This is a genomic window from Pengzhenrongella sp., assembly GCF_036565025.1.
GTDB lineage: Bacteria > Actinomycetota > Actinomycetes > Actinomycetales > Cellulomonadaceae > Pengzhenrongella.
Genome location: NZ_DATCNW010000338.1, coordinates 1 through 20,731 on the forward strand (window position 1 = coordinate 1; position 20,731 = coordinate 20,731).

At 72.1% G+C, this 20,731-nt stretch carries 14 protein-coding genes and 1 pseudogene; 5 read left to right on the forward strand and 10 right to left on the reverse strand.

Annotated features, from left to right (window positions below):
- Positions 1 to 404 precede the first annotated feature (404 nt).
- Entirely contained in the window at positions 405 to 536 is a 132-nt protein-coding gene (locus VIM26_RS19525) for a hypothetical protein (protein WP_331954329.1), read from the reverse strand.
- 294 nt (positions 537 to 830) lie between these two features.
- Between VIM26_RS19525 and VIM26_RS19530 the strand changes: the two genes are divergently transcribed.
- Genes VIM26_RS19530 through VIM26_RS19550 form a run of 5 tightly spaced genes read left to right on the forward strand, consistent with a single transcriptional unit; the run spans position 831 to position 6,363 of the window.
- A complete protein-coding gene (locus tag VIM26_RS19530; RefSeq protein ID WP_331954331.1) occupies positions 831 to 2,408 on the forward strand; it encodes an FGGY family carbohydrate kinase in 1,578 nt (525 codons plus the stop codon).
- Complete coding sequence (locus VIM26_RS19535) at positions 2,401 to 3,393, forward strand: sugar phosphate isomerase/epimerase family protein (protein ID WP_331954333.1); 993 nt, start codon at positions 2,401 to 2,403, stop codon at positions 3,391 to 3,393. Before VIM26_RS19530 ends, VIM26_RS19535 begins: the two co-directional genes overlap by 8 nt.
- On the forward strand, positions 3,390 to 4,310 hold the full coding sequence (locus VIM26_RS19540) for a transketolase (RefSeq protein ID WP_331954335.1): 921 nt from the start codon (positions 3,390 to 3,392) through the stop codon (positions 4,308 to 4,310). The genes VIM26_RS19535 and VIM26_RS19540 overlap by 4 nt, the downstream gene beginning before the upstream one ends.
- Positions 4,307 to 5,311 (forward strand): transketolase family protein, encoded by a 1,005-nt coding sequence (locus tag VIM26_RS19545; RefSeq protein WP_331954337.1) that lies wholly within the window; start codon positions 4,307 to 4,309, stop codon positions 5,309 to 5,311. Before VIM26_RS19540 ends, VIM26_RS19545 begins: the two co-directional genes overlap by 4 nt.
- A gap of 14 nt (positions 5,312 to 5,325) precedes the next feature.
- The gene (locus VIM26_RS19550; RefSeq protein WP_331954339.1) at positions 5,326 to 6,363 is read left to right on the forward strand and encodes a sugar-binding transcriptional regulator; all 1,038 of its coding nucleotides are present in this window, start codon (positions 5,326 to 5,328) and stop codon (positions 6,361 to 6,363) included.
- Between the two features lie 18 nt (positions 6,364 to 6,381).
- Here VIM26_RS19550 and VIM26_RS19555 read toward each other — a convergent pair whose 3' ends face one another.
- From VIM26_RS19555 to VIM26_RS19595, 9 genes and pseudogenes are all read right to left on the reverse strand, one after another.
- On the reverse strand, positions 6,382 to 7,092 hold the full coding sequence (locus VIM26_RS19555; RefSeq protein WP_331954355.1) for a hypothetical protein: 711 nt from the start codon (positions 7,090 to 7,092) through the stop codon (positions 6,382 to 6,384).
- Positions 7,066 to 7,727 (reverse strand): annotated as a pseudogene (locus tag VIM26_RS27170) (family 43 glycosylhydrolase); the annotation flags it as partial. The gene VIM26_RS19555 and the pseudogene VIM26_RS27170, both read right to left, overlap by 27 nt.
- Entirely contained in the window at positions 7,724 to 9,907 is a 2,184-nt protein-coding gene (locus VIM26_RS19565; RefSeq protein ID WP_331954341.1) for a beta-galactosidase, read from the reverse strand. The gene VIM26_RS19565 and the pseudogene VIM26_RS27170, both read right to left, overlap by 4 nt.
- Before the next feature lie 32 nt (positions 9,908 to 9,939).
- Entirely contained in the window at positions 9,940 to 11,703 is a 1,764-nt protein-coding gene (locus VIM26_RS19570) for a DUF5605 domain-containing protein (RefSeq protein WP_331954343.1), read from the reverse strand.
- Between the two features lies 1 nt (position 11,704).
- Positions 11,705 to 14,542 carry a family 78 glycoside hydrolase catalytic domain gene (locus VIM26_RS19575; RefSeq protein ID WP_331954345.1) on the reverse strand — a complete coding sequence of 946 codons (2,838 nt, stop codon included), beginning with the start codon at positions 14,540 to 14,542 and terminating at the stop codon, positions 11,705 to 11,707.
- Positions 14,539 to 16,968 carry a beta-glucosidase family protein gene (locus tag VIM26_RS19580; RefSeq protein WP_331954347.1) on the reverse strand — a complete coding sequence of 810 codons (2,430 nt, stop codon included), beginning with the start codon at positions 16,966 to 16,968 and terminating at the stop codon, positions 14,539 to 14,541. Before VIM26_RS19580 ends, VIM26_RS19575 begins: the two co-directional genes overlap by 4 nt.
- 72 nt (positions 16,969 to 17,040) lie before the next feature.
- Positions 17,041 to 17,922 (reverse strand): ATP-binding cassette domain-containing protein, encoded by an 882-nt coding sequence (locus VIM26_RS19585; protein ID WP_331954349.1) that lies wholly within the window; start codon positions 17,920 to 17,922, stop codon positions 17,041 to 17,043.
- Between the two features lie 4 nt (positions 17,923 to 17,926).
- Entirely contained in the window at positions 17,927 to 19,732 is a 1,806-nt protein-coding gene (locus VIM26_RS19590) for a dipeptide/oligopeptide/nickel ABC transporter permease/ATP-binding protein (RefSeq protein ID WP_331954351.1), read from the reverse strand.
- Positions 19,729 to 20,731, reverse strand: a 1,003-nt coding sequence (locus VIM26_RS19595; protein ID WP_331954353.1) for an ABC transporter permease, incomplete at its 5' end; no start/stop codon positions are given. The genes VIM26_RS19590 and VIM26_RS19595, both read right to left, overlap by 4 nt.

Below are 20,731 nucleotides of genomic sequence, written 5' to 3' on the forward strand. Positions count from 1 at the left end.
GACTTCGCCATTTTGAGGCGAGTTCGTCAATTTTAACCGACGAACTCGCCTCAGAATGGCGAACTCACGGTGGCGGGCGAGCTCGGCAGCGGCGACGACCGAGCCGCGAGGTGGGAGTCGGTGCGGATCGCTCCTGGCGACGACAACACCACGCATTTCGTGGCGCGAGCAGGCGACCACCGCTCACCCGGCAGTGGCGTCCGGCACGACTCACGGTGGCCGGCGCACATCCGGACCAAAACTCGCCCCTGCTGGCCAGTCGGACCACCGCCACCGGGCTAACTGAACGGCATTGCGACTAGCGCCGAAGACGAGCTGTTCGATCTCGGCTTCGCCCCGCGGCCAGCGGCTCATGCGGACGCCGATCGCTCCGGCGTCACGTCGAGGGTAGGGGAGGCCTTGATCTACGGGATCGGGGAGTCCGAGTCGCCGGCCCATTGCTCGGGTGTCCGGATGACGGGGTTGACCTGCATGGCGAGACGACCCTGGGCTCGATCGGCGGCGTCGTAGACATCGGCCCGCTCGACGGTGCCCACGACGAGGTCGAACTCCTGACCGATTTACGGTCTGCGGCCCGATTGTGCCCTGGAGGAGCTGGGTCAAGGGGAGTGCCGACCGGTTGGCGAGGTTAGCGCGCACAAGTCGCGCCGGGCCGGGACGCCTGAGAGGACCAGGTCGGCCGCCCTCGATGTGCCTGTTCCTCAGATGCCCGTTGACACGCCTTCTGACGGATGACTACGCTAGGACCAATCCATTCACTACGGAATAGATATGCACCGGCGGTCCAGTTGGCAGGCGCACAGGCGAGCAACGGCGAGAAACGCGCCTCGGTGACCGGAACCGGTCGACCTCTCGTGCTCGCGATCGACCAGGGCACGACGAACACCAAGGCGCTGCTCGTCGATCCGCGGACGTCCGCCGTGGTGGCGGTCGGCTCCCGGTCGGTCGGGATCTCGTTCCCGGCGCCGGGGTGGGTCGAGCAGGACGCGGCCGAGATCTGGTCCGCGACCGTCGCGGCCGTTGATGAGTGCCTCGCGCAGGCCCCGGACGCCCGGATCGCGGGCGTCGCGGTGTCGAACCAGCGCGAGTCCGTCGTTGTGTGGAGCCGGTCGACCGGTGTCCCGCTCGGGCCGGTGCTGGGTTGGCAGGACGCCCGGACGTCCGCAGCCTGCGCGGCGCTCGGGCCGGTCGCGGCCCAGGAGGTCCGGCTGCGCACCGGGTTGTCGCTGGACCCGATGTACTCGGCGCCCAAGATGCGCTGGCTGCTGGACGCCGCGACGGCGTCGGGCGCCGACCCGGCGGACGTGTGCCTGGGCACCGTGGACGCGTGGCTGATCTGGAACCTGACCGGGGAGTTCGCCACCGAGGCCGGGAACGCCGCACGCACGCTGCTGCTCGACCTGCAGGAGCTGGCGTGGCACCCCACCCTGCTGTCCCTCTTCGGCGTGCCGGGCTCCGCGCTGCCGGAGGTGCGCGCCTCCGACGGCGACTTCGGCACCACGCGCGGCGTCGGCTCGCTCCCGGCCGGCATCCCGCTGGTGGCCGTGCTCGCGGACTCCCACGCGGCGCTGTACCGGCACGGCTGCACCCAGCCCGGCGAGGGCAAGGCCACGTACGGCACGGGCTCGTCGGTCATGACGCCGTGCGCCGGCGCCGACCAGGCACCCGACGGGATCACCACCACGCTCGCCTGGCTGACGGACGGCGAACCGACCTACGCCCGCGAGGGGAACATCATCGCGAGCGGGTCCGCCCTCGACTGGATGGCCCGGATGCTCGGCGGTGACGACGAGGGCGGCGCGCTCCTGACGGCGCTGGCGGCCGAGGCTACGGACACGGCGGGGGTCGTCCTCGTGCCGGCCTTCTCCGGCCTCGGCGCCCCCTACTGGGACCGGGCGGCGACCGGCGTGCTCACCGGGGTGACCGGCGGCACCCGTCGAGCGCACCTCGCCCTGGCCGCCCTCGAGGCCGTCGCGCACCAGGTCGCCGACGTCGTCGAGGCGATCGAGTCCGACGGGCGGGCGCGGATCGGTGTGCTCCATGCCGACGGCGGCGCGACCGCATCCGGCCTCCTGATGGCGCTGCAGGCGGACCTGCTCGGACGACCCGTCCGGGTCGCCGACTCGCCCGAGGCGTCCGCCCTCGGGGTCACCCTGCTCGCCGCCCGCACGCTCGGGCTCGCACCACGAACCGAGCCCGCCCCGGGCGCCGAGCCCGGCGCCCGGGACCCGAACCTCGGGACGCCGGACGTGCAGCCCCGACTCACGGCCGCCGAGCGCGTCGCCCGACGCAGGCAGTGGGCCACCGCGGTCGCCCGCTCGCGGGGCCACGCCGTCGGGTGCGAACCCGACCCCACGATCTCGACACCCACCCAGGAACCAGTGATGGAGATGAAAGAACATGCCTGAGAACCCACGATTCGGGGCCGGTCTGTGGCACTTCGCCAGCTATGTGGACCGGTACGCGACCGATGGCTACGCGCCGCCCGTCACGACCCTGGAGCAGATCGCCCTGGCCGGTGAGGTCGGCGACCTGTCGGTCGTGGATGTGCCGTACCCGTTCACCCCGGGGGTGACCGTCGAGCAGGTCAAGGCGGCCCTGGCGGAGAACGGCCTCGAGGCGGTCGGTGTCACCCCGGAGATCTACATGCGCCGGTTCAGCAAGGGCGCGTTCACCAACCCCGACGCGGCGGTGCGGGCCGAGGCGCTGGACGCGCTCAACGAGGCCGCCGACGTCGTGCGCGCGCTCGGTGCCAGGTACCTCAAGGTCTGGCCGGGACAGGACGGCTGGGACTACCCGTTCCAGGTCGACCACCACACTCAGTGGGAGCTCGCCGTCTCCGGGATGCGCGAGCTGGCGCTGGCGAACCCGGACATCAAGATCGTCATCGAGTACAAGCCGCGCGAGCCGCGGAACAAGATGTTCTGGGACTCGGCAGCCAAGACCGTGCTCGGCATCAAGGCGATGAACGTGGACAACGTGGGCGTGCTGCTCGACTTCGGCCACGCGCTCTTCGGCGGCGAGTCGCCGGCGGCGGCCGCGCAGCTGCTCATCGACCACGGCCTGCTGTGGGCGATGGACGTCAACGACAACCTGCGCAGCTGGGACGACGACATGGTCGTCGGCACGGTGCACCCGGTCGAGGTCTTCGAGTTCTTCTACACCCTGAAGATCAACAACTGGGAGGGCATCTGGCAGCTCGACCAGTTCCCGTTCCGGGAGAACACCGTCGAGGCCGCCAAGCTCTCGATCCGCTTCCTCAAGGGCATCCACCGTGCCCTGGAGGAGCTCGACATCGACGCGCTGCGCGCCGCGCAGGAACGCCAGGATGCGATGGGCGCCCAGAAGCTGGTCCAGGACGTGTTGTTCTCCTGCCTGCGGGAGGGCAAGTGAGTGCGGTAGAGGAGGACCTGGTCCCCGCGCTCGACCCGACCGTGGCGCCATCGGACGAGCTGCGGGTCATGGGTCGGATCGACGCCGACGCCGGCCGGGCGGCCGTCGTGGCCCACCTGGCCGAGGCGGCCCGCCTGGTGCGCCGGCGCGACATCCAGATGGTCCGGGCCGCCGGGCTGGGGCACATCGGCGGCGAGTTCTCGGTCATCGACGTGCTGGTCACGCTGTACCTGCACGTCATGAACGTCTCGCCCGAGACGGTCGACGATCCCGAGCGGGACCGCTTCATCCTCTCCAAGGGGCACGCCGCGGCCGCGCTGTACACCACGCTCGCCGTCGCCGGCTTCGTGCCGCTGGACCGGCTTGCCACGTTCATGCAGCCGCTCGCCCAGCTCAACGGGCACCCGGCGAACACCAAGATCGAGGCCGTCGAGGCCAGTACCGGCCCGCTCGGGCACGGGCTGCCGATCGCCGTCGGGACGGCCATCGCCGGCAAGCTCGACGGCTCGCCGCGGCGCACGTTCGTCGTGGTCGGGGACGGCGAGCTGCAGGAGGGCTCCAATTGGGAGGCCATGATGACCGCCGGCCACCACGGCCTGGCTCAGCTGTGCGTCGTGGTGGACCGCAACCGCCTGCAGCAGGGTGCCCGCGTGGCCGACACCAACGACCTCGAGCCGCTCGCCGACAAGCTCCGCGCGTTCGGCATGGAGGTCGTCGAGGTCGACGGCCACGACCACGGCGCCCTGGTCGACGCGTTCGCCGGCGTCCCCGCCGCCTCGGGCAAGCCGACCGCGGTCATCGCCCACACGTTCAAGGGCCATCCGATCTCGTTCATGTCCGACGACGTCGCCTGGCACCACAAGGTCCCGTCACCCGACCAGGTGGCGACCGCCCTCACCGAGCTGGAGACACCGTGAGCACCACCGCCACGCCCGCACCCGCACCCGCCGAACGCGCGCTGCACGACTGCCGGGACGCGTTCGTAGCGACCCTCATCGAGCTCGCGGACGCCGACCCGCGCATCGTGGCCGTCGTCAACGACTCGGTCGGGTCGAGCAAGCTCAACCCGTTCGCCGCCCGGTTCGGTGACCGCCTGGTCAACGTGGGCATCGCCGAGCAGGACATGGTCGGGGTCGCGGCGGGGCTCGCGAACGGCGGCAAGATCCCGTTCGTCTCCGCCGCGTCCTGCTTCCTCACCGCGCGCGCGATGGAGCAGATCAAGGTCGACGCCGCCTACTCCCAGAGCCACGTGGTGCTGTGCGGGATGAGCCCCGGGATGGCCTACGGAGAGCTCGGCCCGACGCACCACTCGATCGAGGACCTCGCGTGGCTGCGAACCCTCCCCGGGCTGACCGTGCTGGTGCCCAGTGACCCCGCCGAGACCGCGCAGGCGATCCGCTGGGCGGCCCAGCACGACGGCCCGGTGTTCGTCCGGGTGAGCCGGATGGGCGTGCCGGACGTCAACCCGCCGGGATACCAGTTCGCCCCAGGCCGGGCGGTGACGCTGCGCGACGGGAGCGACATCACGCTGATCGCGACCGGAACCGTCGTCGTCCGGGCCCTCGACGCGGCCGACCTGCTCGCCGCGGAGGGCATCTTCGCGCGCGTCCTGTCGATGCCGAGCATCAAGCCCTTGGACGGCGACGCGATCGAGGCGGCGGCCCGCGAGACCGGCGCGATCGTCACGGTGGAGGAGGCGCTGACCTCCGGGCTCGGCGGCGCGGTGGCGGAGGTCGTCGTGCGACGCCACCCCGTCCCGATGCGCTTCGTCGGTGTCCCCGACACGTTCGCGCCCACCGGATCCGTGCAGTGGCTGCTCGACCACTTCGGGATCAGCGCCGACGGCGTGGCCGCCGCGGTGCGGGACGTGCTCGCCTCGAGCACGCGGCACCGGGGAGATCTGCCCGTCGGCGGATAGAGTCACGGCGACGAATGAACATTCGCACGGAGGGGATGACCGTGGTCGACGAGTACGGCCCGGCCGGGGTGGGGCACCGCTTCGGGCACTCGGGCGAGCAGCTGCGGTTGATGGCCAAGATCTCGCGGATGTACCACGAGCGCGGGATGCGCCAGACGCAGATCGCCGAGGAGCTGCACGTGTCGCAGCCTCGCGTGTCCCGGCTGCTCAAGCGTGCGAGCGAGGTCGGCATCGTCCGGACGACCATCGCCCTGCCGGCCGGGGTGCACACCGACGTCGAGGACGCGCTCGAGGAGCGCTACGGCCTCGGCGAGGCCGTGGTGGTCGACGCCGGCGGGTCCGACGACGACGTCACGCGGGCGCTGGGCGCGGCCGCCGCCGACTACCTCGAGACGACGCTGACCGGCGGGGACACGGTCGGCATCTCGTCGTGGTCCGCGACGCTCCTCGCCGCGGTGGAGTCCATGCGCCCCTCACGGACCCGGGTCGTGGACACCGTCCTGCAGGTGGTCGGCGGCATCGGCGACCCCCGGGTGCAGCTGGAGGCCACGCGGCTGATCGGTCTGTTCGCCGCGGGGACGGGGGCCGACCCGGTGTTCATGCCCGCGCCGGGGATGCTCAGCACGGCGTCGGCCCGGGACTCCCTCGTCGCCGATCCGACGGTGGCGGGCGTGATGGCGATCTGGCCGGGGCTCACGATGGTGCTGGTCGGCATCGGCTCGGTCGAGCCGTCGCCGCTGCTGCGCCGCAGCGGCAACGCGCTGGCCGAGCTCGACCGGGACGTGCTGCGCGCCGCGGGCGCAGTCGGGGACATCTGCCTGCGATTCTTCGACGCCGACGGCGTCCCGTTGCACACCGCGGTGGACGACCGGGTGATCGGCATCGGCGCCGCGCAGCTGCGCAAGGTGCCACGCCGGGTCGCCGTCGCCGGGGGAGTCCGCAAGCACGCTGCCATCCGTGCCGCCCTGCTCGGCGGCTGGGTCAACGTGCTCATCACCGATCTCGACGAGGCCCAGCGCCTCATCGCGGACGCGCCCCCCACGGCGCGCTGAGCCCTGCGACGATCTGCCTCACGCGTCCGTGCCGGTGTAGGTGAAGGAGTCGACGGCGAACGTGCCGTCGACGGCGTAGACGCCGACCACGCGTCCGGCGAACGAGGCGGTCGTCTCCGCCGTGAGGTACCGGCCGTCGAGAACGGCGAGCGTCGTCGGGCCGTCGGGGCCGTCGAAGCCGAGCCGGATGGTGTCGCTGGACATCGACTCGAACATGCCGCCCTCGACCGGTGCGGTCTCGATCCACAGCGTGACGGGGCCGGTGGGTGCGCTCGTGGTCCACTCCTGGTCGATCCCGGACAGCCGCGCGCGGGCCCGGACCGTGGTGGCGTCCACCTCGATGTCGTAGTGGTGCACCTCGTCGTAGCGCAGGCCGAGGCCGCCGAGTCCCGACGCGGCGTCGACGACGGCGGCGAAGCGGGCGCGGAAGTGCGCCTGGCGGATCCCGACGAACACCGGGCGCGGATGGTCCAGGCCGGTGCCCTCGCCGTGCAGCAGCAGGCGACCGGGCGCCGCGGTGAGGTCGGCGAGGTCGGTCGGGAACCGCCGCACGCTGAGCCACTCGGGACCCAGGGCACCTGCGAACGTGATGACCCGGCGCACCGGCTCGTCGGGCTCCGAGAGCTCGACGGGAGCGAACGACGGCCACCCGTCGGCCCAGGCCACGGGCGTGGCGAACGTCTCCCGGCCCATCGGCGAGAAGCCGCGGGTCGCGCCCCGGGTCCGCATCCCGAGCAGGACGAGGAGCCACGAGCCGTCCGGTGCTCGGACGAGGTCGCCGTGGCCGGTGTTCTGCACGACGCGGTCCGTGCTGCGGGCGGAGAGGAGCGGGTTGTCCGGGTGCCCCTCGAACGGACCGTCGGGCCGGCGCGAGCGGGCGACCGAGACGCAGTGGCCCCGCTCGGTCCCGCCCTCGGCCATGACGAGGTACCACCAGCCGTCGATCTCGTACAGGTGCGCGAGAAGGTCATGAAGCAGGCGCCGGTGGCGTCCCACGCGAGGTCGGGGTCGATGCCGTCCAGGCCCTCGACGAGGGTCCCGTCCGACCACGGGCCGGCCGGGTCCTGCGTCGAGAACAGCAGCGTGCCTTGGCCGAGGGCGTCGGTGACGGCCAGCCAGAACAGTCCGTCATGGTGACGGATGGTGGGCGCCCAGGCGCCACCGAGGGTGGGCACGTCGGGCGCCAGCTGGCCGACCCGGTCGACGACGTTCCCGATCACCTTCCAGCTGAGCAGGTCGGTGCTGTGCTGCACGGGGATCCCGGGGAGGTACTCGAACGTCGAGTTCGCCAGGTAGTAGTCGTCGCCGACCTTGGTGATGCTCGGGTCCGGGTGGAACCCGGCGGCCAAGGGGTTGCGTGTCATCGGCGCTCCGTCGTGAGGTTGTTGAGCCTGAGAACGCGAACGTCCCAGGGGCCGAGCCCGATGGCGGCGCCCGCCGCCAGGTGCTGGTCCTCGAGCAGGTCGTGCGCCTCGACCGGGACGCGCACGGTGACCTCGCCCCAGGCCCAGTGATGGACGTACGCGATGCGGGAGCCGTCGGGGGCGGAGGCCGTCGTGACCCGGACGCCGTCCGGCAGGTCCGGCCACCCCGAGACGGGTGCGGGGGCCGCCCACCGGAGGATCGCCCGGGCGAGGCGCTGGTCCGGGATCGTGCCGACCACCGTGATGCGCCCATCCCCGTGAACCTTCGTGGTCGCGGCGGCCCAGGTCCTCAGGTGCGGGTGGTCGTAGCCGAGCAGGACGTCGGCGTCGCCCGCTTCGAGGTAGTCGACCCAGAGCGTTGCGGCCCCTGCCCCGGCCTCCTCGCCACCTGATCCGTTGGCCCCGGCGAGCGGAGACCCCTCGGGGGCGACGACCGGGACGGGGTGCTCGAGGTTGGCAAACTCGGCGTAGGAGACCCCCGCCGCGGTGGCGAGCCCGGCCGGCTTGACCTGCGTGCGCGCCCTGCCCTCGCAGTCGCCGTACGCCGTCCGGGGACCGATCAGCAGGTGCCCGCCGGCCGCCGCGTAGGCGTCCAGCCAGGCGAGGTGCTCGTCGGTGGTGGTGTACCAGCCGGTCGCCACGAGCACGGGGCGGCGGGCGGCGAACCGGGCGGCGTCCTCGGCCATGAGCTGGTCCGGTCGCACGGTGCCGACCTGGAGATCGGCGTCGAACGCCCCGCGGTAGAACGGCAGCGTCATGCGCCGGTAGGAGTCCGGGTCGCCCCACCCGGACGGCCCGGGCAGCGGGGCGGCGGGCCCGAAGCCCAGCGCCCACTTCGAGTCGGAGTCGAACACGAACGCCAGGTCCGCGTCGGGGAGAGCGTTCGCGACGGCGTGCCCGACGCGCCCGAGCTCGGCTCCGATGCGGGCGACCTCGGCGTAGATCCGCCCCGGCCGACCGTCGTGGGGGAGCACCCCACCCCAGTACGTCTCGGTGCCGTAGTGCAGCGTCCGCCAGTGCCAGTACTCGATCATGCGGGCACCCCGGGACACGAGGGCCCAGGTCACTTGGCGCAGCTGGCCGTCGTAGGGCACGAGGTTCGTGGAGCCATGGCCGATCGAGGCCGCGTTCGTCTCGGTGATGAGGAAGGGCGCCTGTCTCGCCGAGAACATGAGGTCCGCGAGCTGGTAGACGGCCCACGTCCCGCTCACGATCCACCCCGGCGACATCGGGGCCGTACTGGGATGCGTCAGGGCTTCCTGCGGCTCGTAGTACGCGTTTCCCGACGTGACGCTCAAGTGCCGGGAGATCGCGACGTCATCCACGCCGGACTGGTCCATCGACAGGCAGGTCGTCACGAGCGCGTCGGTCCCGACGAGCTCATGGACGAGGTCGGCCTGCCACCCGATGTACTCGGAGATGAGGCTGGCCTGGAAGCGTCGCCAGGCGAGGTCGTACTGCGGTTGCAGGTTGCCGTCGGGTCGCCACAGGTCGGCGAAGTCCGAGAGCCGGTGCGACCAGTAGGTCAGACCCCACTCCTCGTTCAGCGCATCGACCATGCCGTAGCGGTCGGCCAGCTCCGCGATGAACCGCTGGAAGACGTGGTCGTTGAAGAACAGCCGGATGCCGGGCTCGTTGTCCACCTGGTAGCCGATCACGGCGGGGTGGTCGCGGTATCGGCCGACGACCTTGCGGATCACCCGCTCGGCAAAGCGGCGGAACATCGGATGGGAGACGTCGGCCTCCTGGCGGGAGCCCCACGGGGTCGGGCTGCCGGTCGCCGTCTCCGCCGCGATCTCCGGGTGCAGGCGGGCCATCCACGGCGGCACCGCGTAGGTCGGGGTGCCGAGGATGACCCCGATCCCGCGGGCGTGGGCGCCGTCCAGGACCGGCTGGAGCCAGTCGAGGTCGAACCGACCCGGCTCGGGCTCCCAGGTGGACCACACCGACTCCCCGACGCGGATCGCCGTGAAGCCCGCGGCGACCATGAGGTCGAGGTCGGCGGCGAGGCTCTCGGCGTCCGGGACCCGACCGGGGACGTGGTACTCGTGGTAGTACGCCGCGCCGAAACTCACGCCGGGGGGCATCTGCGCGGTGGGCGCTGCTGGGGCCACTGTCATGGGTCGATCTCTCTTTTCGTGGTGACGGGGCGTCAGTCGGCGGCGCGCACGAGGCGGACCGCCATGTACTGCCGGCCCGGCAGGTCCACCCGAACCGTGCCTCGGTGCACGCCGTCCAGGCGGTCGATGGTCATCCGCCAGGTGTCGATGACGTCGATATGGAAGTCGCCGTCGGGCAGCACCAGGTCGCGGTACCGGGGCTGGTTGAAGCCGAAGTAGCCGAGCACGTACCTCCCGGCCACCCCGCCCCAGGGCACGTCCCACTCCGACGGCAGCGGATCGATCACGCCGGTCGGGGAGTCGGCGAGGATGCGGTCGAGGAACGCGATGCGCGCCGGGCTCGTGCCGACCAGCTCGCCGCCCTTGGACCACCACAGCTCCTCGCGGTCGTTGAGATAGGTCTCGCCGTGGCCCACGTAGCCGCCGCGGATCGCACCTTCCCAGGACCGCCGGACCATCTCCTCGCCGGTGATGTTCCCCCAGCCCTGGTCGATGTCACCCTCGTACGCGCACTCGTCGATCACGACGGGCTTGCCCCACTGCTCGCGCCACGCGTTGGTGTTCTCCGCGGTGCGATACGGGTCGATGCGCTGCATGGAAGCGTGCGTGATCCACGGCTTCGCGTAGTCGTAGAACGAGAAGCAGTTGTGGATCGAGTTGAGGTGTCCGTGCGGGTCGTTCTCGCCGACGACGGCGGCGAGGCGCTCCCAGTCCACGGTCGTCTTCGCCCAGAGCAGGTCGTACTCGTTCGCCATCGACCACCACACGGTGCGCAGCGCGGCCAGCCGGCGCACGAGGTAGCGCACGTACCGGTCGTCCACGGCCGGGCCGAGGTCGGCGAAACCCCACCGGTCGTAGGCGTGGAACAGGATCAGGTCCGCCTCGATGCCCAGGTCGGCGAGGTCCGTGATGCGCTCCTCGAGGTGCCGGAAGAACGCCGGGTCGAAGCGCTCGACGTCCCAGCCCGACTCGAGGGAGCCCTCGAACGGGTACAGCTCCGGCTCGTTCTCATTGAACAGGTACGACTTCGGGAACACGCACATCCGCATCTTGGTGAACCCCGCAGAGCGCAGCGTCTCCAGCGTCGCCCGCTCGAGAGCCTCGCCCTGGTGGGTCCACGCGTAGCAGGTCGTGCCGATCGGGCGGTGCCGGGTGCCGTCGGCGTACCGGAAGTGCAAGCCGTCGACCCGCACGGGGCCGTGGTTGCCCGGCGCGGGCGGGCCCACCTCGACGGCGCCGCGGATGCCGTCCAGGGAGCGCGCGGTCGACGACGTCTCGAACTCCCAGCGCCCCTCGCGCTCGGCGAGCACGCGGACCCGGTAGAGACCGTCGCCGTCGTAGAAGCCCCCCGCGGTGAGCGTGCGCTCGCCCTGACTGAAGATCGCGGTCAGCTCGACGTCGACGAACGGGTTGCCGTGCGACGGCCCGTGGAACGTCACCTCGAGCACGCCCCAGCGGCCCACGACCGCGGGGAGCTCGACCGCGGGGAGCTCGACCGTGGCCGAACCCCGGGCGACCGTCGCGGGCTCGTAGCCGGGATCCGGCTCGATCGCCCGGCCGTACACCGGGGCCGCGTCGTGACCGTCCGCGAGCGCGGCCAGCTCGGCCCACAACAGGTCGGCCAGCGCTGGATCCTCCCTGGTCGCGGGGACCATCTGGGTGAGCTGGCCGAGCCGCATCGAGCCGAGCTGGGCGACGGCGGGGGAAGAGACGACGCCCGGCAGGTGGCGGTCCAGCAGCGTGCGCGCGGCTGGACTGCGCAGCGCCTCGGCAACGGTGGAACGGCGGTCGAACATGTCAGTCTCCTTGTCGGGCGTCGGCGCGGGGCTCGAGCTCCGCGAGGGCTGCGTCGACCTCGTCGGTCAGCGCCTGCCGGGAAAGCATCAGGGCCTGGCGCAGCGTGCGCCGGTGCGACCAGACGGTGTCCTGCCGGAACGAGGTCAGGCGCTCGGGGTCGATGCGCCCGATCGCGTCGAGGACGGCGTCGTACGCCTCGGGGTCGTCGATGATGTGGGCCGTCGGCGAGTCGAGGTCGAGCGGCCGGTGCGAGCGCGGCGGTGGCTCGACGGCGAACGTCCACGTGTGCGTGCCGGACCCCACCACCTGCGACGGGACGCCCGGGAGGTCGACCACGGCCCGCGCGTTCGGCGGGACCTGCGCGTCGAGGACCACCCGGTCGCCGTCGCGCCGCCAGGACACCGCGGCCGGTCCGTACGGCGTGCGCAGGGTCGCGGCGGCGTGGTCGAGGCCGGGGAGCGGACGCGTCCCGATCCGCAGCAGCCGGTAGCCGGGCTCGGCCGGGGCGAGTCCCGCGACGACGCGATGGAGCCAGTCGGCCACCGCGCCGAGCGCGTAGTGGTTGAACGACGTCATCTCGCCGGGGTTCACCGTGCCGTCCGGGAGCAGGCTGTCCCAGCGTTCCCAGATCGTCGTCGCGCCCATGGTGACCGGGTACAGCCACGAGGGGCACTCGGTCTGCAGCAGCAGCCGGGCCGCGACCGCGAGGTGCCCGGACTCGCTCAGCGCGTCGGCCACGAGCGGGGTGCCCACGAACCCGGTGCCGATCCGGTACCCGTCCTCGCGCACCAGCTCGGCGAGCCGGGCGGCCAGCCTGATGCGGGTCGCGGGCTCGCTGACGAGCCGGAACTGGAGCGCGAGGGCGTACGCCGTCGGTGCGTCCGACATCATTCGGCCGGCGGGGGTGACGTACTCACGGGCGAAGGCCGTCCGGGCGCGGGCGGCCTCGGCGGCGAAGCGCGTTGCGTCCTCGTCCGCGCCGAGCACCGTCGCGGCGTCGGCGACGATCTGCAGGGACCGCGCGAGGTAGGCGCTCGCGACGATGTCGGTGGCCGTGCGGGCCGCCGCGGGCTTGTCCGGCGGGGCGGCGGGGTCCAGCCAGTCACCGAGCTGGAAGGTACCCGCCCACAGCCCCGTGCCCCGGCTCTCGACGAGGAGCGTCTCGACCCACGCCCGCATGCTGGGGTAGGCGTCGCGCAGCACACCCGTGTCGCCGTAGCGCTCGTGCAGCACCCACGGAACCACGGTCGCGGCATCGCCCCACGCGGCGACCAGACCGGGACCGAAGGAGTCCAGGACCGACGGCACCACGAGGGGCACGGCGCCGTCGAGCCGCTGCTGCTCGAGCGCCAGGTCCCGCAACCAGGAGGTCAAGAAGCCCCGGACGTCGTACAGGAACGACGCCGTCGGGGCGAACACCTGGATGTCGCCCGTCCAACCGAGCCGCTCGTCGCGCTGCGGGCAGTCGGTGGGGATCGACAGGAAGTTGCCGCGCATGCCCCAGACCACGTTCTCGTGCAGCCGGTTCAGCTCCGAGTGGGAGGAGGTGAAGGTGCCGGTTCGGTCCAGGTCCGTGTGCACGACGACGGCGGTGACGTCCGCCGGGTCGAAGTCGCCCGGCCAGTTCTCGACCTGGGCGTAGCGGAACCCGTGGAACGTGAACCGGGGCTCCCACACCTCCGGTTCCGCTGCGCCCTCGGCATCCGCGCCGGCCAGCACGTAGGTGTCGGTCGCGTCGGCGAGCCGGAGCGGGCGAAGCGCGAGCTCGCCGTCCTCGAGTACCTCGGCGTGCCGCAGCGTGACCCGGTGCCCGCGCTCGCCGCGCACCCGGATCCGCAACCACCCGACGAGGTTCTGCCCGAAGTCGAGCACCTGCCCGCCGGACGGCGTCGGGAGCACCGCCGCGACCGCGAGCTCCTCGATGCGCCGGACCGGCGGCGCGATCCGCGCCTGCGGGGTCGGCGCCCGGGCGCCGCCGACCCGGGCGGCCGGCCAGCCGCCGGTGAAGCCCGGCTCGGACCAGCCCGGCTCGTGCAGCCGCGCGTCGAACGTCTCCCCGCGGTAGATGCCGCTGGTCACGACCGGGCCGGAGCCGCTCGCCCGCCAGCTGCCGTCGCTCGCGACGACGGACCGCGTGCCGTCCGCCTCCTCGAGCACGACCTGCGCGAGCACGCTGGGCTGCTCGCCGTAGAACGGCTTGGCCAGCCCGTGGAAGCCGTACGCCTCGGTGTACCAGCCGCCGGCGAGCCGGATGCCGATCGCGTTGCGTCCCGCTCGGACGAGGTCGGTCACGTCGACGAACTCGTGCACGAGGCGGTCGCGGTAGCTGGTCCAGCCGGGAGCGAGGACGCCGTCGTCGACCAGCCGGCCGTTCAGCTCCACCTCGGCCACGCCCAGCGCGGTCCACACGAGCGTCGCGCGCCGGACCGGTGCCGCAACCTGGAACTCGGTGCGCAGCAGCACCGGCTGGGCGGCCCGCTGCGGGTCGGCGAGCCCGATGGGCTGGGCGACCCAGTCGCCCTCGGCGAGGAATCCGGCAACGATCCCCAGCGGGGAGCTCCAGGGCGTGGCGGTCCCGGAGACCGCCGTGGCCCGGACCTCGACCTCGGTGCGCTCACCGGGCGCCAGCGGCGCGAACGGCCAGTCGACGAGCACCGACTCGGCGCCCGGGAGGCTGACGACCTCCTGGCCGCGCCGCACCTGCGCCGACACCTGCTCCCAACCCGGCTCGCCGGTCCGCACGGTCCAGGTGAGCCGGGGCCGCGCGGTCGCCACGAGCGGGGTGTCGGTGCGGAGCTCCGCCTCGAACGTGTCGATACGCGCGGCCCCCGGGCTCACGGGAGGGTCACCGTCGCCGTCACGGGCAGGTCCGCGACGGAGGAACCCGCCAGCAGCGTGAAGGCGCCGGGCTCGCACTGCCAGCCGGCGTCCCAGTGCGCGAACGCGCGGGCCGGGACGGCGATGTCCACGCTTGCCGACTCGCCCGGAGCCAGCCGCACGGGAGCGAAGCCCACCAGCCAGCGCACCGGTCGGTCGACCGTGGAGTCCGGCCGCTCGGCGTACACCTGGACGACGTGCTTGCCGGCCCGGGCGCCCGTGTTGGTCACCGCGACGCGCGCGGTGAACGCGCCGTCGCCGTCCGGGCTGACCTCGAGCTTGTCGAACGTCCAGGTCGTGTAGCCCAGGCCCGAGCCGAAACCGAACGCGGGGACCGCGCCGGCCTTGAGCCACGCGCGGTAGCCGATGTGGACCCCCTCGTCGTAGCGCAGCGCGCCGTCGCTCGGCGTCGTGCTCAGGACCGGCACGTCGGCCATCGCGGCCGGCCAGGTCGTCGCCAGCCGTCCGCCGGGCTCGGCGGCGCCGAGCAGCACATCGGCGATCGCGGCGCCGAACTCCTGCCCGCCGAAGTGCCCGAGCAGGACGGCGGCGACGTTGTCGCGCCACGGCAGGAGCACGGGCGCACCCGCATTCACCACCACGACCGTGTGCGGGTTGACGGCGGCCACGCCGCGGACCAGGTCGTCCTGACGTCCGGGCAGATCCAGGTTCTCCCGGTCGAAGCCCTCGGACTCGACCTTCGAGTTTGTGCCGACGACGACGAGCACGACGTCGGCCGCCCGCGCGGCGTCGACCGCCCTGGCTATCAGACCCTCGGGGTCCGAGTCGTCCGGGGCGAAGCCCAGGGTGACCGAGAGCGCGTTGTCGAGCGCGTGGCCGGAGTTGGCGAGATCGAACTCGGCGACGATCTCGATCGGCGTCCCCGCGACGGTGGACAGCGTCGCGGTCGCCGAACCGGGGGAGAGGAACGAGGCACCGAGGTCGGTGCCGGAGACGGCCGGATCGTCCTCGACGACGAGCACCCCGTCGGCGTGCACCCGGCCTCGCTTGGCGGTCGCGAACCCGAGCTTGACGGTCTCGCTGTCCGCCGGGGTGTACACGGTCCGCAGGACGAGCTTCGCTGCCCGCTCGATCGGGGCGTCCCCGCCGAACCAGACCAGCGCGGTGGACCGCCGGTGCTCCACGAACAGCGAGGTGCCGTCCGCGTCGAGGAACTCGACCGCGAGACCGGGCCCGCCGGTGACCGGGTTGGTCAGCCGGGCGAGCGGGATCTCGGCGACCCCCTCCTGCACGACCGCCCCGAGGGCGTACTCCACCACCGCGTCCGGCAGTGCCGCCCGGACGGCGTCGAGCGGGCTGACGACCGCCTCGGGGATGACCGTCGCGCTCCCGCCGCCCTGGGTGCGCGCGTCCCGCGCGTTGTGGCCGATCACGGCCACCCGGGTGAGCGCGGACGCCCGCCACGGGAGCTCGCCGTCGTTGGTGAGCAGGACGGTCCCCTCGATCGACGCCGCCCGGACGAACGCGCGCCCGTCGAGCGGTGCGGGCGCTGCGGGGGCGGCGTCGCCGAGCGCGCCGACCCGCTCGGCAAGTCGCAGCAGCCGCAGCACCTTGCGGTCGATGGCGTGCTCGGGCACGGTTCCGGCGCGCACGGCCTCCACCAGGGCGGCACCCCACGGACCGTTCGGGCCCGGCATGACGAGGTCCTGGGCGGCCGGAGCCGCGGCGAGGCTGCGCACGGCGGTCCAGTCGCTGATGACGACGCCGTCGAATCCCCACTCGGAGCTGAGCGGGGTCTCGAGCAGGTCGTTCTCGGTCATCGTCGTGCCGTTCACCGAGTTGTACGAGCTCATGATCGTCCAGGCCGAGGCCTCGGTCACGGCACGCTCGAAGGGCAGCAGGTACAGCTCGCGCAGGGTCCGCTCGTCGGCGCGCACGTCGACGGTGAAGCGGTCCGTCTCGGAGTCGTTGGCGACGTAGTGCTTGGGGGTCGCGGCGACCCCGTTGTCCTGCAGCCCGCGCACGTAGGCCACCGCGAGCTCGGCGGTGAGCGTCGGGTCCTCGCTGAAGCACTCGAAGTGACGGCCCCCGAGCGGGGAGCGGTGCAGGTTGATCGTCGGCCCCAGGACGACGTCGACGCCCTTGCGGCGCGCCTCGGACGCCGCCGCGGCGCCGTACCGGTAGGCGAGATCGGTGTCCCAGGCCGAGGCGAGCGACGTCGCCGACGGCAGGTTGAGCGACGGCGACCGCTCGTCCCAGACCGGTCCGCGCACCCCGGCGGGACCGTCGGAGAGCACCATCGCACGCAGGCCGATCTTCGGAATCGGGACCGTCGTCCAGAAGTCGAAGCCGGTGAGCAGCTCCACCTTCTCCTCGAGGTCGAGCTGGGCGAGCAGGTGGTGCAGGTCGGCGGTTCCGGTGGGCATGGTTGTCCTCTCAAGGTCGGTGAGCTGCGTGCAGGGGGCGACCGCGACGGCCGGTGAGGTGGGCGACGGCGACTACGCCGCCGCCCCGCCGGAGCCGGCGGCCCCCGCCTGCTCGTCTGCCTGCTGCTGTGCGGCGAGCAGGCGCTGCCGGTCGGCGCGCCGCTGCTCCTGCCGGTCCGGGTCCGGAACGGGGGAGGCCAGGAAGAGCCGCTGCGTGTAGGGGTGCTCGGGGCGGGCTGTCACCTGGTCGCCGTCGCCGAACTCGACGATCTCGCCCTGGTACATCACGGCCACCCGGTGGCTGATGTGCCGCACCACCGCGAGGTCGTGCGAGACGAAAAGGTAGGCCACTCCGGTGCGCTCCTGGATCTCGATGAACAGGTCCAGGACGCGGGCCTGGGTCGACAGGTCCAGCGCGGAGACGGGCTCGTCGCAGACGATCAGCTTCGGATCGAGGGCGAGCGCCCGCGCGATCGCGATCCGCTGCCGCTGCCCGCCGCTGAACTCGCGCGGCAGCCGGTCCATCGAGTTCGAGGGCAGGTGCACCTGCTCGAGCAGGGCGCGCACCCGCTCGCGCGCCGTCTTGGTGTCGACCCCGCGCACGGTGAGCGGTTCTGCGAGGATCTGCGCGATCGTCATCGCCGGGTTGAGCGAGCTGTACGGGTCCTGGAAGACCACCTGGATCTCGCTGGCCAGGGCGCGGCGTTCGCGTCGGTGCAGGTGCCCGATGTCGCGGCCGTCGTAGGTCACGGAGCCGGCGCTCACCGGAGCGAGCCCGAGCACGGCGCGACCCATCGTCGTCTTGCCGGATCCGGACTCGCCGACCAGGCCGACCGTCTCGCCGGCGTGGACGTCGACGGAGACCTTCTTGAGGGCGTGGAACGGCGTGCCGCCGAAGCCATGGGCGGGGTAGATCACGTCGAGGTCGCGGATGTCCAGCAACGGAGTATTCACGAGGTCAGGCCTCCTTGGTGGAGAGGGACTTGCGGGCCGGCCCGTCCTCGAGGATGGACTCGAGGAGGGTCTGGGTGTACGGGTGCTTGGGACTGTTGAAGAGCGCGCGTACCGGCCCGGTCTCGACGATGAGCCCGGACTTCATGACCGACACGCGGTCGCACAGGTCTGCCACGACGCCGAAGTTGTGGGTGACCAGCAGGACCCCCATCTGCCGTTCGGCCTGCAGGTCACGCAGCACCTCGAGCACCTCGGCCTGCACGGTCACGTCGAGCGCGGTGGTGGGCTCGTCCGCGATGAGCAGGTCGGGGTCCGTCGACACGGCCCCGGCGATGAGCACCCGCTGGGCCATCCCGCCGGAGATCTCGTGCGGGTACGCGGCGAAGGTGCGCTCGGGGTTCGGGATGCCCACGCGGGCCAGCAGGGCGAGGGCCTTCGCCTTCGCGGCCGCCTTGTCCATGCCGAGGTTCACCCGCAGCGGCTCCATGAGCTGGCTGCCGATCGTGAACGACGGGTCCAGGTTGCTCATCGGTTCCTGCGGGATGTACGCGATCTTCAGGCCGCGCACCTTCGCGTAGGTGCGCTCGTTGGCGCCGGCCAGCTCTGCGCCCTCGAACTGGATGGATCCGCCGAGCACGCGGCCGCCGACGGGAAGCAGGCCGAGCACGGCGAACGCGGTCTGGGTCTTGCCCGAGCCCGACTCGCCGACGAGCCCGTGCACCTCACCACGCCGGATGGTCAGCGAGACGCTGTGCACCACCTCGATGACGCTGCCGTCCGGCTGGTCGTACCCGACGCGGACGTCGGTGAGCCGGATCAGCTCTTCACCCGTGCGGGACGCCGCGCGAGCGTCGTCCTCGTGGGCGATGACCTCTTCAGGGGGTGTCACGTCCTCGACGGCCGCGCCGCGCTTGCCCCGACGACGCTTCTTGCCACCCGAGGCGCGCTCGAGCTCGTCGCGCATGGCGTTGGCCAGCAGCGTGAGCGCGATGCAGGTCAGGCCGATCGCGAGCGAGGGCCAGAGCATGAGGTCCGGCGCGCGGAAGATGTTCTGGAAGCCGTCGTTGAGCATCGCGCCCCACGTCGGAACCGACGGGTCGCCGAGGCCCAGGAACTCCAGGCCGGACTGGATCGCGATGGCGATGCCCAGGATCATCGCGGACTGGATGATGATCGGTGCGCGCACCACGGACAGGATGTGCCGGCTGATGATCCGGGTGTCGCTCAGACCCGACACGCGTGCGGCGTCGACGTAGAGCTCCTCCCGGACCGCGGAAACTGCCGCGTACACGAGCCGGAAGAACGCCGGCGCGAGGACGACGCCGAAGATCGCCATCGAGATCCACACCGACGGGCCGAGGACGGCGCGCGCGGCGAGGAGGATGACGATCGACGGCATCGCCATGATGAGCGAGGTCAACCAGGAGAAGGTGTTGTCGGTCCACCCCTTGTAGTAGCCGGCGAGAAGTCCGCCGCTCACCCCGAGGGCGACCGAGATGACGAGCGCCAGCAGGGCCGCTGCCATGCTGATCTGGGTCGCCGCCAGCAGGCGGGACAGGACGTCCCGGCCGGCGCTGTCGCCACCGAGCAGGTGCTCGGCGCTCGGCTTCGCCAGGATGAGGTTCAGCGAGGCGAGGTTCGGGTTGTGCGGGGCGATCACCTTGCCGAAGATCGCGACCAGCGCGACCAGGGTGACGAAGGCGAGGGCGACGACGCCGGTGGGGTTCTTCAGGAGACGGCGCAGCAGGTGGACGCGGCGTGCGGGCTCGGCCGACAATGCCGGAACGATCGGCGGGAGCGCGGTGGTCATGAGAGCCTCACTCGGGGGTTCAGGCTTGCCTGCAACAGGTCGATGACGAGGTTGACGGTGACGACGATCGCCGCCATGGCGACCACGAGGCCCATGACGACGGGAATGTCGCCCGAGTTCGTGGCCGAGACGAGAAGCTGGCCGAGGCCCGGAATCGCGAAGACCTGCTCGACGATGACGGCGCCGGTCAGCAGGCCGACGAACTGCACGGCGAGGATGGCCAGCGCGGGCCCGCCGGCGTTGCGCAGGACGTGCTTGAAGATGACGCTCCGGTTGCTCAGCCCGCGGCTGCGCAGGGTCCGCACGTAGTCCTTGCGGAGGGCGTCGATGACCGAGCCGCGCACCTGCTGGGTGACCGACGCGGTCGCACCGATCGCGATGGCGGTGATCGGCAGCGTGACGGACTTGAGCCATCCACTCACCGAGTCCGTGATCTGGACGTACCCCGTGGCGTGGAACAGATGGAGGTTGATCGCGAAGACGATCACGAGCACCAGGGCGATGAGGAAGCCCGGGATCGCGAAGCCGAGGATCGAGACGAGCTGGATCGTTCGGTCGATCCCACCTCGCCGGGTCGCGGCGAGCACGCCGAGCGCGATCGCGAGGATCGCGGCGACGACCGTGGCGCCGACGACGAGCGAGAGGGTCACCGCCACCCGGCTCGTCACGGCTGAACTGACCGTCTGACCGGTGAACCACGATCGGCCGAGGTCGCCCTTGAAGGCGTCGCCGAGCCAGTTGACGTAGGACACCAGAAGGGGGCGGTTGAGACCGAGCTGCTCGGCGCGGGCCGTGACCTGCGCCTGGGTGGCGTTCTGGCCGAGGATCCGCCGGGCGATGTCGCCGCCGCCCAGGTACAGGAGCGTGTAGGCGACGGTGGTAATGACGAGGAGGAGAACGAGGCCGGAGAGGACACGGCGCACCACGAATCGGAGCACAAGGATTCCCTTGGACGAGACGGTTTGGAGTTCGAACGTGATCCCCTCGCCCCCCCCCCCC